At 60.2% G+C, this 11,281-nt stretch carries 10 protein-coding genes; 8 read left to right on the top strand and 2 right to left on the bottom strand.

Annotation, left to right across the window (positions count from 1 at the left end):
• Nucleotides 1-170 precede the first annotated feature (170 nt).
• Complete coding sequence (locus NE850_RS22645; protein WP_012431345.1) at nt 171-830, top strand: hypothetical protein; 660 nt, start codon at nt 171-173, stop codon at nt 828-830.
• Between the two features lie 202 nt (nt 831-1,032).
• On the opposite strand, the gene dinB is transcribed toward NE850_RS22645, so the two are convergent.
• A complete protein-coding gene (dinB, locus tag NE850_RS22640) occupies nt 1,033-2,190 on the bottom strand; it encodes a DNA polymerase IV (RefSeq protein WP_012431346.1) in 1,158 nt (385 codons plus the stop codon).
• Between the two features lie 1,151 nt (nt 2,191-3,341).
• On the opposite strand from dinB, the gene NE850_RS22635 reads away from it, so the two are divergent.
• The 3 genes from NE850_RS22635 to NE850_RS22625 all read left to right on the top strand — a co-directional run bounded on the left by NE850_RS22635 (nt 3,342) and on the right by NE850_RS22625 (nt 6,035).
• Entirely contained in the window at nt 3,342-3,803 is a 462-nt protein-coding gene (locus NE850_RS22635; RefSeq protein WP_012431347.1) for a nuclear transport factor 2 family protein, read from the top strand.
• 56 nt (nt 3,804-3,859) lie between these two features.
• A complete protein-coding gene (locus NE850_RS22630; RefSeq protein WP_012431348.1) occupies nt 3,860-5,299 on the top strand; it encodes an FAD/NAD(P)-binding protein in 1,440 nt (479 codons plus the stop codon).
• Nucleotides 5,300-5,366: 67 nt separating this feature from the next.
• On the top strand, nt 5,367-6,035 hold the full coding sequence (locus tag NE850_RS22625; protein ID WP_012431349.1) for a glutathione S-transferase family protein: 669 nt from the start codon (nt 5,367-5,369) through the stop codon (nt 6,033-6,035).
• Nucleotides 6,036-6,062: 27 nt separating this feature from the next.
• Here NE850_RS22625 and NE850_RS22620 read toward each other — a convergent pair whose 3' ends face one another.
• A complete protein-coding gene (locus NE850_RS22620) occupies nt 6,063-6,818 on the bottom strand; it encodes a helix-turn-helix transcriptional regulator (protein ID WP_012431350.1) in 756 nt (251 codons plus the stop codon).
• 131 nt (nt 6,819-6,949) lie between these two features.
• Between NE850_RS22620 and NE850_RS22615 the strand changes: the two genes are divergently transcribed.
• The 4 genes from NE850_RS22615 (at nt 6,950) to NE850_RS22600 (ending at nt 11,237) form a co-directional block, all read left to right on the top strand.
• Nucleotides 6,950-8,326 (top strand): MFS transporter, encoded by a 1,377-nt coding sequence (locus tag NE850_RS22615; protein ID WP_202945180.1) that lies wholly within the window; start codon nt 6,950-6,952, stop codon nt 8,324-8,326.
• Nucleotides 8,327-8,441: 115 nt separating this feature from the next.
• Complete coding sequence (locus NE850_RS22610; protein ID WP_012431352.1) at nt 8,442-9,767, top strand: lysine N(6)-hydroxylase/L-ornithine N(5)-oxygenase family protein; 1,326 nt, start codon at nt 8,442-8,444, stop codon at nt 9,765-9,767.
• A gap of 37 nt (nt 9,768-9,804) precedes the next feature.
• Complete coding sequence (locus NE850_RS22605) at nt 9,805-10,173, top strand: cupin domain-containing protein (protein ID WP_012431353.1); 369 nt, start codon at nt 9,805-9,807, stop codon at nt 10,171-10,173.
• On the top strand, nt 10,173-11,237 hold the full coding sequence (locus NE850_RS22600) for an FAD-binding oxidoreductase (protein WP_106352135.1): 1,065 nt from the start codon (nt 10,173-10,175) through the stop codon (nt 11,235-11,237). The genes NE850_RS22605 and NE850_RS22600 overlap by 1 nt, the downstream gene beginning before the upstream one ends.
• Nucleotides 11,238-11,281: the final 44 nt, after the last annotated feature.

Raw genomic sequence — 11,281 nt, 5'->3', positions numbered from 1 at the left:
CGCACAGGGCGGAGGTGCCCGACTGCTACTCGTCCCCCTTGGGCTTTAACGCCGATCGCTCTCCCGAAGCTATATTCGCCGCAGGATCATTCGCGCGATCCGGTTCGAGAGCATGGGATGCGCGGGCGCGGCCTGTGAAGTAAGATCGTCGTTCGCCGGGAGAAACGCACATGAAGAGTTCGGAGCACAGACGTGAAGAACGCGAGACGCGGACAGCCGGGAGCACGGTCCTACAGTCAGCGATATTTGTGCCGGAGGAAGCAGAGCTGCTGGTCGCCGAGGCGCTTGGTGCGAAGCAATGCATCGTGTCAACTTCTGCCGATGAGCGGATCGCTGAGGTCTGCGCTGGGCACGTCGCGTCTTTCGGCGAAATCCATGCTTCGGCGAAGACGGCGATCGTCGAATATTGCGAGTCCCGACACAGGATGTTTTCCGTTCTTACGCTACGCGGCAAGTTTGCCGGCTTTGTGCAAGTTTCCGGCCCCCAAGGCCGGCCGCAGTTCACTAACCACGACCTGAACGTACTGCGCATACTCAGCATATTCATCGGAAAGGTGGTCGAGGCGGACCGTCTGCAGAAACTCAGTGTCTCTCCGTTCGCTCAGATAGCTTTGAGACAGTCGACCGACCAGACGATCGGGGATATTGTCACACAATCGATAGAAAACCCCGGTCAGGTATCAAAGATTCTTGCGAAATCGTTCTATCGGGAGATGACGCGGGCGGGATTCGATTTCAGCCAGATCATTGGCGCGGCCACCGAGATCATCTCCGAATTGGCCGACAATGTCCGCAAGCATAGTGATCGACAAAGGAGACGCGGTGGGTGAGCCCGTCCCTCCCGTGCAGTGCGCCCGTCTCGTCCCAGTTTATGTGCTGGCCATGCGCCTCTGACTAGCCTCCAGCGATCAGAGCGTGATTCGCCAGATTTCAGCGCTATCACATACTTCACGCCCACCTGTCCAACCGGGCGGATATGCGCCCCGTCCTGAGATAAGCCGGCAAACAGGGTGTCGTTTAAAGGGGCCAACGTTAGCGATCAAAAGGCAATTCGTGCTGCGCTGGCGACACTGCGGATGTGCTGTCCGATGTTCGCTCGAGCGAACCGATGCGCACGCCGATAAGTCGAATCCGCCGATCCAGTGGCACGCGCTTCAGACATTCGCCCGCTGCGCGCCGGATGGCCGCAGCATCGGTTACTGCTTCGGGCAGCGACAGGTCACGCGTGACAATCCTGAAGTCGGCAAACTTGATTTTCAGACCCACGGTGCGGCCACCGTACCCTTTGCGCTGAAGATCGTCGGCGACCCGCTCGCAAAGACGCGTGAGTGCCGGTGTCAGGGTCACGCGGTCCCGATTCACATGCATGTCCCGCTCAAACGTCGTTTCGCGGCTCATGGACTTTGGTTCGGACGCAACCACGATAGGGCGATCGTCGATACCTCGCGCGACCCGCGCGAACCACTCCGCATACGTGCGCCCGAAGTGTTCCTGGAGCAGACCAGGATCCGCTGCGGCGAGCTCTCCCACGGTTGCGATTCCGATCCCTGCCAGACGCTCGGTTGCGCGCGGGCCGATCCCGTTGATCTTTTTCGCGGCCAGCGGCCAGATCCGCGACTCGAGATCCGCCATCGTGAGAACGGTAAGACCGTCCGGCTTGTCCAGTTCGGATCCGATCTTGGCGAGCAGCTTGTTCGGGGCGATCGCGATAGAGCAGGTGAGGCTGGTCGCCTGACGTACGGCCGCCTTGATCCGGTCCCCAAGCTCGCGGGACTCACCCGTCACGGCGGTGAGGTCAATGTAAATCTCGTCGATGCCCCGGTCCTCCATCTGATCCGTGAACGCGCCAACTGCGTCCTTGAATAGCCGGGAATAGCGTCGGTACGATTCGAAATCCGTAGGCAGGAGAATGGCGTCAGGCGCGAGTTGCGCAGCCTTCATCATGCCCATCGCAGAAAATACGCCGAACGCCCTTGCTTCGTAGGTCGAGGTGGTCACGACGCCGCGGCCGACATAGTCGCGCAGCCGTGCGAAGCGGCGTGTACCGTCGGCCAGGATTTTCGGCGTCGCATTGCGTCCGCCGCCGATCACGACGGGTTTGCCACGCAGCTCGGGATAGCGAAGCAACTCGACGGACGCGTAAAATGCGTCCATGTCCAGGTGCGCAATCCGGCGCGTTCTATCATTCATGATGTTGTGGGCAGAGCAGAATCACCCAGGAGACCCATGAGCGTTCGTGCGTTGCGCTGTCCCTCGTCTTCGAAGCAGTTGGTTTATATACCGTAACCTGTTACTGCACCTCTTGTCTATTTTCCGTGCTGGCGTGCATAGTGGTCGAGCAGTAGCCTTTTTATAAAAGGCGGGTAGCCGGGAGGGATGATGACCAGAACGAGTGACGTAGAACTGGAGCGCTGCAGAAGTTGGACGTAGGGGATGTCGTCCGGATAATCGCTCCATATGCGGTGATCGACACTACGTTCGTTCCCGTAAAGGCGCGGACTTCCAGGCGTTGGCATGTCTGTGTCGGCACCCGACACTTCGAACCGGTGGCAGCCGGTTCGCGATTCTTCGACACGCGCTCGCGCATCGGTGGTGCCGGCGCCGTAGATCTCGCGATGCACCTCTACAGTTCGGGGTTCAAGGCCGCGGTGGCCATATTGCGGGAGCGAGGCCTGTGAGGCTTCTGCTGACAACCGAAGACGTCCGGATTCATGGAATAAGTTACGCGGGCTTTCCGCTACTGCTCGACGATCGCACGAACAACGTCGCCAATATCGGCCCTTCAGCCGATTGGCCTAGATCGTCAACGATCGCCCCGCAGCCCCTAACTTGAACGAGGCAGAATGCCTATCGACCGCTCGCCGTGCCGGAACATGTGACCCAGGCGTCCAGGCCGTCAAGTCGAGAAAGAGGAGTGAATTTCGTCCACGGTGCGAGCACGATGATCCGCTTCAAGTCTTGGCACCACTGCCGGAGTGTAATCGCCATCATCAGTGCCCGTTCTTACTACCAATGTTGCTTTACTCAATGAAGTTGTGGTCGAGGTCAAAGACAACACTTCGTCAATCGCCTTCCGCTTTTTTGGGCCGTGCCGCCCAGCCACCTATCGCCATATCATCGTACAGCGCCGTTGATGGAGCGTTGTGATACGTGGGCCATGAACATCGCCTGTGAACGGCGTTCCCATCATGCTTGCCAGAAGCCGAAATTCGCGCTCACTCGGCTCCGGCACACTTCGATACGTATCGAAGCATTAGCCGACTGCGTGCCGTTATAGTTGGACTCGGTGTGCAGCGAATGACATGGTGCGGCGCGCTAACATATCTGAATGCGGAGGTGCAATGAACCAGACTATCGATCCCACCATCTCCCATATTTATGAGGCTTGGCACGACACAGTGCGCAAGAGGGATCTGGCCGGCACTGCCGCGCTATATGCAACAGATGCTCTCCTCGAAACACCGCTTGCGCTGGCCGTCTATCCTGAACGTCAGTCGGGCTTGATCCGTGGGCGCATCGCGATCAAGACATTCTTCGAAGACAGTCTTCGCAAGTTCCCGGGCGACCTGGGGCAGTGGTATCGGACCGGCACATTTTTCGCAAATGGTCAGCAGTTGACGTGGGAATACCCTCGCGAAGCGCCGAAGGGTGAACAGGTGGATCTCATGGAGATGATGGAGATTGAGCACGGCCTGATTCAATGCCATCGTGTCTATTGGGGGTGGTACGGCGTGCGGCTGTTGACGCCTGCACTCACACGCATCGACGCGAGTTCAGCCTACGGCGATCCAGCGCAGGCGTGAAAGAATCATCCGCCTATGCACTGAGGTAATCATCCGTTCCGGGCAAAAGGAAGGCTATGTTCGATGCGATGGGCAAGCGCGAGGTTGTCATTATTGGAGCGGGCGTAGCGGGAATCGCGGCCTTTGTCAGCGCAGTCAGGAACCGGAGCGTTTCGCGCATCGATATCGTCGATCCGCGTGGCGTCGGCAATGGAATCGCCTTTGCCACGACAGAGCCCGCGCTCCTGTGTAATACATCCGTCGAAACGATGTCTCTGCTCGACGACGATTCATACGATTTCTTGCACTACCTTCACGCGCAGGCAATCGACGTTTCGCCTGACGCGTTTGTTCCGCGTTTTCACGTTTCACATTACCTTGCCGACCGCTATGCGCACTATCGGATGCTGGCGCGCGACGCTGGCGTCCAGCATCGTCATCTAAGGAGGGCCGCGCGGAGGATCGAGAAGCAGCCCACAGGCCGGTATCGCGTATTGCTCGACGACGGTAGTTCGCTTGAAGCGAGCGATGTCCTGATCTGCACGGGTAGCGGTGCACCGTTCCTGCCGGAGGCGCTGCGACCGCATATCGGCGCGCCGGCGTTGTTCGAATGTCTGTACCCCGAGCGGCGCGTGATGGAATATCTGGCAATGCCGTCCCGCATTCTGGTCGTCGGCAGCCGACTGTCGGCGGTCGACGCGGCACTGCTCGCATGCGGCGCCGGGCACTCCGTGGTGATGGCGTCCCCATCGGGCCGGTTGCCTGCCGTACGCACCGCGACACCGCGAGAATGTCCCATCGCAATCGACGAAGCAGCATTTGCGCGGCTCGATTTATCGAGCCCACTGCTTTATCGGCGTCTGCTGCGGCAAGTTGCACGATCGACCGAGGCTGTCGCCGGTCGGCCGTTGCGCAGTCAGATCGACCGATCCGCAAATGCGGCGGAACGGCTCGCACAAGAAGCCGGGTTGGCCCGGCATGGCGCGACGGACTGGCAGAACATCCTGGTGCGTTATATGGACCTTGCGGAGCAGCTGTTGCGCGACGGCACGCCCGAGGCGCGGAGCCAGGCGCTCGGCAACTGCGCCACCGCAGTCGGCCGGTATCTGTTTGCAATGCCACTCGGCACCGCAGAGAAGCTGCTGGGTTACATCAACGATGGCCGGTTGCAGGTGATGCCGGCCGTGCCCGAGCGCTTGCGTCGGGACGAGTTTTGGCGTGTCCAGTGGAGCAGCGGCGCACTTGACAGCTTCGACGCCGTCATCTGCGCGACGGGGTTTCACAGGCCACGTTTCCATGCAACATACGATTCGCTCGCGTTGACGGCAGATACTCTGTTGCCTGTCACAGCGCCACGCGTATCGCCGGATCTTCGCGTCTGGCTGCCCGAAGCAAGCGAGCCCGAACGTATCTGGACTGCGGGCATCGCCTCCTATCTCGCGGCGCCTATGGTCAATGCGGTCTACCAGTCGGTTCGCCAGGCTAACCAGATAACGGCGGCATGGCGCTCGATCTGAAGAGTTCAACCGCAAGGGTCATTAACCGCCGGCTGCAGCCAGCTCGCGCGTTTTCAAGGGGATCAACATGCAGCTCTATGGCGATCGGGGATCGAGCAATACGCGACGCGTCCTGACCGTAGCACGGCACCTGCAGCTCGACGTGGAATTCATCTTCGTCAATCTGTTCGCGGGAGAAAATCGCACTGCGGCATACCTGGCGCTGAATCCTAACGGGACGATCCCCACTTTCGTCGACGGCGATGTGGTGCTGTTCGAGGCTTCGGCCATCATGATTTACCTGGCCGAGAAGGCGGGCTCCGCTCTGTGGCCCGATGGCGCCGCCCGTTTCGAAACCCTCAAGTGGATGTTCTGGGCCGCCGAGCATTTCCGTCGTGGCCCCTCCATACTGATCGAAGAACGCTTCATCAAACAGATTCAGGGACATCCGGAAGACGCGGCGCTGGTCGGCGATGCGCTAAAGTCTATCCATCGCTATGCCGCCGTGCTTGACGCTCATCTGCGCGATCGCCCCTTCGTGGTGGGTCACACGTTGACGCTGGCCGATATCGATCTGGCCGCGCCGTTTAGCCACATTCCGCGCACGCGCGCGCCATTCGACGCCTATCCTGATCTGATGGCATGGCACAAGCGTCTGATCGATGGCGTTCCCGCGTGGCGTTCCACCGGCGAAGATCTGGAGCGCCGAATCACCGAGATACAAAGCGCCACCGCGGCGCGCGCACGAGCTGCATAGCCACACTTCGGCCGCGCTGCGGTGGTCTCATGCGAACGCAGGTTGCTCCTCGACTGGACGGTCGGTTTGCGGCAGCAGCGCAGCTGCTTCACCCATATTACGCCGGATGTCGAAGTGCTTTTCCAGCGCATCCCACCCCTTGGACGTGATCGTGACCGAGCGCGCCACGGGCGACTTGCGCATCCAGTCCCATGCAACAAAAGCGTCCATCAGACGGGCGCCCAGCGGTCCCGCGATGTGGTATTGCCGCTCGGTCCAGTCGAGGCACTGCCGGGCGTGCCCCGTATGGTCCGAGGTCTGCGGGGCAGCATCGACGCCGAGTTCCTGCAGCCATGTGTTGCCGCAAGCGGTGAGTGCGTACTGGCGATCGCCGGCCTCGACGACGAAGCCTCGTCTGAGCATGCTTTGAGTGACGGCGACGCCGACCTGGCCCGCGAGGTGGTCGTAGCAGCAGCGCGCGAAGCGCAGTTCGCGGGCCGAGCGGTTCGGGGTGTTTCTCCAGGCTGGAGTGACGGGGCCGATCGACGCGAGGCTTTCGAGCGCATGCGAAATGTGCGCGCCGGCGAGCTGGAAATAACGATGCCGCCCTTTGCTTTCGACGGTCAGCAGGCCGCCGTCGAGCAGCTTGGCCAGGTGTGAACTCGCAGTCTGCGCAGTCACGCCCGCCGCTTCGGCAAGTGCACTCGCCGACAAGGCGTTGCCGTTTGCTAGCGTAATCAGAATCACAGCCCGAACCGGCTCCGCGATCAAATGTGCAACGGTTGAGATATTGTGCTGACTCATCTTTCAGCCTCCCGGATTAATGCGTTTTAGCTAACGAAAATCCTAGACTACACACTTCGATACGCTCCGAAGCATTCTCAGTTCACACCGGCTTATAGTCAACAGAGAATTGATAAATGGGGTTTGGGCTCGTGAATAATGAAAATGAACATCAAAAGCGGGTATTAACGGCGACCAGTCTCAGCTACGTCGTCGTCATATTAGATACATCCATTGTCAACGTCGCATTGGAGCCCGTTGCTGCGAGTCTGGGCTCGGATATCACGGGTCTTCAATGGGTGGTCAATGCCTATACGCTCACATTTGCGAGCCTGTTGCTGAGTAGCGGAGTATTGGGCGACCGGATCGGTGCAAAATCGGTCTATCTGGCCGGACTGCTGATTTTCGCTTGCGCATCGGCATTATGCGGATTCGCACCGGACTTGCAGATTCTTGTCGCTGCACGGATTTTACAGGGAATAGGTGCGGCATTACTGGTGCCGTGTTCGCTGACACTCATCAATAGTGCGTTTCCGGTTGCGCAGCAGCGAGCCGGTGCGATCGGCGTGTGGGCCGGATGCGGCGGCGTCGCGATGGCGGCAGGGCCGCTCGTTGGCGGCTTGCTGATTCATCTGTTGGGCTGGCGGAGCATCTTCCTGGTGAACGTGCCGATTGCGCTAATCGGCGTCTGGCTCACCACGCGAATCGAGTCCGCACGTCCTGCCGTGTCCGACCGGCCGTTGGACCTGGCCGGGCAGGTGCTCGCCATCGTCGCGCTGGGTGCGTCGGTGGCAGTGCTGATCGAAGGCGCGAAGCTGGGGTGGCATGTGCCGGTCATCCGCGCCGGCGTCGCGACCGCGATCGTTGCATGGATTGCATTCGCGCTGGTTGAATCCAGGCGCCGACAACCCATGCTGCCCCTGTACTTCTTTCGGCATCCGACATTTTCCGCATCGGCGTTTGCGTCGATGATCTCGGGTCTGGTGTTCTACGGATTGTTCTTTCTGCTGAGCCTATATTTTCAGTCCGCGCGCGGTTGGCCGCCGTTGCGGACCGGTCTCGCGTTTTTGCCCTTGACGGTGATGGTGACAGTCGGCAGTTTCGCTTCAGGCGCTTTGAATAGGGCTTATGGTGCACACAAGCTCGTGTGCGGCGGCTTTCTGCTCTATGCACTGGGCTTCGTCGGGCTGCTTGCATTGGCCGAAGATGCCCCCTATTGGCGGATTGCACTCTGTTTCCCGGCCGTCGGCTTCGGTGCCGGCGTGATTACACCAGCGGCGACCGCCGCATTGATGGCTGCGGTGGATAAGGCGCGCGCGGGCGTTGCAGCAGGCGTTCTCAATGCAAGCAGGCAAACGGGGTCCGCATTCGGGGTTGCGATCTTCGGCGCGCTGATGAGCGCCATCCAGCCACTGGATAGCGGGGTTCGTGTCGCGGTCTATCTGGCTATCGGCCTGTCACTGCTCGCAGCGCTTCTATGGAGTCTCGCCTCGGTACTGGCCACCCGTTACGCGCGTGAGACTGCGTAGCCGACATCGCGTTTCTTGTACCCACAGCAAGCTGGCATGCGCAGCGTTCGCGCCGCACATGGCGTCTCTGCGCCTTTTCGAAGCTCTGTTTCCGCCAATCAAAAGGATTTAAACCATGCACCTTACGTCAGATGCGGTAATGGATCTGGTAGGAATCGGCATAGGGCCGGCGAATTTGAGCCTCGCGGCTTTGTTACGCCCGCATCAGCAGATCAAAGGCCGATTCTTCGACAAGCGTAGCGAGTTCCAGTGGCATTCAGGCCTGATGCTCCCGCAGGCAGCGCTACAGGTGCCTTATCTGAAGGATCTGGTGAGCCTCGTCGATCCGACTAACGAGCTCTCGTTCCTGTCGTTTCTGGTCAAGCATAAGCGCCTGCTGTGCTTCATGAACGCGAATTTCCCGCAGGTACTGCGGCGCGAATTCAACCAGTATTATCGTTGGGCTTGTGAACAGATTCCGGACCTGCAATTCGACAGTGACATCGAGTCGGTCGACATCGAAGGCGGCCTCCTGGTCGTGAAGGGCTCGGGTGGAACCCAAGCCACCCGCAACGTCGTGCTCGGTACGGGCCAGCAGCCGAGTGTGCCGGCATGCGCCAAGCCGTGGCTCGGCACGACGTTGCTACATGCGTCGCAATATCTGCTCAATAACAATCCGGTTCAGAGCAAGCGCGTGGTCGTGGTGGGCGGGGGCCAGACGGGCGCGGAGGTTTTCCAGCATCTCATTTCCAATACGGATGCCATGCCGGCAAGCGTGGCCTGGGTATCGCGCCGCTGGAATTTCTTTCCGCTCGACGAGTCGAGCTTTACCAACGAACTCTATACACCTGAATACAGCGACTATTTCTACGGTCTGTCCGAAACACAGCGGCGCCAATTGCTCGCCGAGCAGAAGCTGGCGAGCGACGGCATTTCACCTTCGCTGCTCGAATCGATTTATCGGCGCGTGTATGAATTGCGCAATGTGCTTGGGCATCCTTGCGACCTCCATCTTCAACCCGGCCGCGAACTGGTTGACGTCACCCGCAACAAGGGCGGTTGGGCGCTCGAATTAAAGCATGCACATTCGGGCATTCGCGAAGCGCTCGATGCCGACGTCGTCGTACTGTGCACCGGTTACGACTACCGTATGCCGGCTTTCCTCGATCCTATCGCCGGGCGGATCGATACGAATGAGGGCGAGTTCGTCGTGGACGAGGATTACTCGATCAGATGGGACGGCCCGCAAGATTGCCGGATTTACGTTCAAAACGCCGCGCGCAGCCAGCGCGGTATCGCCGATCCCAATCTCGGCCTGATTCCGTGGCGCTGCGCGCGGATCATCAATAGTGTCGCCCATCGCGCCGTGTACGACGTGGAAGTGCCGGCGCCCTTCGTGAGCTGGGATGCGCGAAGCCATTCCAGCCAAGGAGCCAGCCCCAGCCTGCGAATGGCTTCGTAACTTGCCCGGTCAGCTGCGAATTTGTTTAAGGATGGCTATGGAAAATCATTTGGAAGTCGCATCGGCGGACGCGGTGGTGGCACCTTTTCCCGTCATACCGGAATGGCAGGAAGCCGTGAATATTGAAGGCGTGAAGCTGTTCATGCACAGCTTCGTCGACGCGATGGCCGGGGCGCCGTTGCGCACTTCGCGGTTCACGATACGGCCCGGTTGCGGGACGCTGGAAGACAAGCATGCTGTCCGTGAGATCTGGTTCATCTCCGCGGGCACCGTCGACGTCTTTTACGGCGACGCCTGGCATCACGTGGGTGCCGGGCAGGCGGTATTTTTCGAATCGTGGAACCCCCACTTCGCGAGAAATAGCGGCGATGTCGAAGCGCAGATTTTCTCCGTGTGGTGGGAGTGATGATGAATGACCGATACGACCTGGCGATCGTCGGCGGCGGCATAGTCGGCGCGTGGACCTTGTATCTGGCGACTCTACGGCATCCAGGATGGCGCATCGTACTCGTCGATCGCTACAGGGTAGGCGATGGAGCTACCGCGCATTCGGCTGGCGTGCTGCTCGCCACGGGGCGTTCAGCGCGTGAGCGCAAGCTGGCGGCAATCAGCGCTGACCTTTACGGCAGTGTGCAGGCGCCGTTGGGTTTGAACACAACTCGGGCGGACGTGTTCTGGGTTACCGACGCGCAATCCAGTGACGAGGTGCGCACGGTTGCGGTCGACTTCTCGATAGGTGGCGGTTCGATCCCACAGGCCGAACTGGAAAGCCGGCTCGGTCTTTCGGTGCGTCTCGACGCCGTGCAGACTGTGCTGCGCGGTGGCACGGCGATCAGTCACGATCCAGGGCTCATCGCCAGGTCGCTGATCAGCGCGAGTCTGCGTTCGGCGAACGTAAGCTGTGTAGAAGGCGCTGCCGTGACAAAGATGCAGCCGTCCGCAGGAGGTACGGAGCTATGTCTGGCGGACGGTCGTGCGCTCCACGCCGCGCGTTCCGTGGTTGCCGTCGGGCCCTGGATCATCGAGCAGCCTTTCGAAGCATTCGCCGACGCGCACGACGTGCGGATCAAGAAAGTCGTCGCCTTGCACGTCGATCGCGCGCCGCAGCCTGACGCTGCAGCTGTGTTCTTTCCACAAGACGACGCCTATCTGATGCCGTTGCCCGCGCGCAATCAATGGTTGTTTAGTTTTCGCAGCGACGAATGGGATTGCCGGCCTCGTAAGCACGCTCTCGAAATTAGCGACCGCGACCGTAACGTAGCCGAGGCCGTCTTGCGTCGATATCTGCCGGATTTGGCCGATGTCTGCTGCGGTGGCCGGGTGTTTTGCGATGCCTACACGTCGACAGGGGAACCGCTGGTCTCGCTCGACCCCTGCCTCCCGGCGGTCTTTGCTGGCGCTGGCAGCGGTGCCGGCTTCCGGTTAGCGCCGGGGATCGCGGAGGAAGCGTTGCGCCTGATCGAAGCCTGAGGCAATTCCCTCGCGCTCTTCCTGCTTTCTGTCAAATCTATGTA

It is taken from the genome of Paraburkholderia sp. USG1, from assembly GCF_031570135.1.
In the GTDB taxonomy this organism is placed as follows: domain Bacteria; phylum Pseudomonadota; class Gammaproteobacteria; order Burkholderiales; family Burkholderiaceae; genus Paraburkholderia; species Paraburkholderia dioscoreae.
This window is presented reverse-complemented; position numbering and strand designations above follow the sequence as displayed.

Coding starts and splice junctions, on each gene's coding strand:
- NE850_RS22645 (WP_012431345.1), top strand. CDS start 171: ATGAAGAGTTCGGAGCACAGACGTGAAGAACGCGAGACGCGGACAGCC.
- dinB (WP_012431346.1), bottom strand. CDS start 2,190: ATGAATGATAGAACGCGCCGGATTGCGCACCTGGACATGGACGCATTT.
- NE850_RS22635 (WP_012431347.1), top strand. CDS start 3,342: ATGAACCAGACTATCGATCCCACCATCTCCCATATTTATGAGGCTTGG.
- NE850_RS22630 (WP_012431348.1), top strand. CDS start 3,860: ATGTTCGATGCGATGGGCAAGCGCGAGGTTGTCATTATTGGAGCGGGC.
- NE850_RS22625 (WP_012431349.1), top strand. CDS start 5,367: ATGCAGCTCTATGGCGATCGGGGATCGAGCAATACGCGACGCGTCCTG.
- NE850_RS22620 (WP_012431350.1), bottom strand. CDS start 6,818: ATGAGTCAGCACAATATCTCAACCGTTGCACATTTGATCGCGGAGCCG.
- NE850_RS22610 (WP_012431352.1), top strand. CDS start 8,442: ATGCACCTTACGTCAGATGCGGTAATGGATCTGGTAGGAATCGGCATA.
- NE850_RS22605 (WP_012431353.1), top strand. CDS start 9,805: ATGGAAAATCATTTGGAAGTCGCATCGGCGGACGCGGTGGTGGCACCT.
- NE850_RS22600 (WP_106352135.1), top strand. CDS start 10,173: ATGATGAATGACCGATACGACCTGGCGATCGTCGGCGGCGGCATAGTC.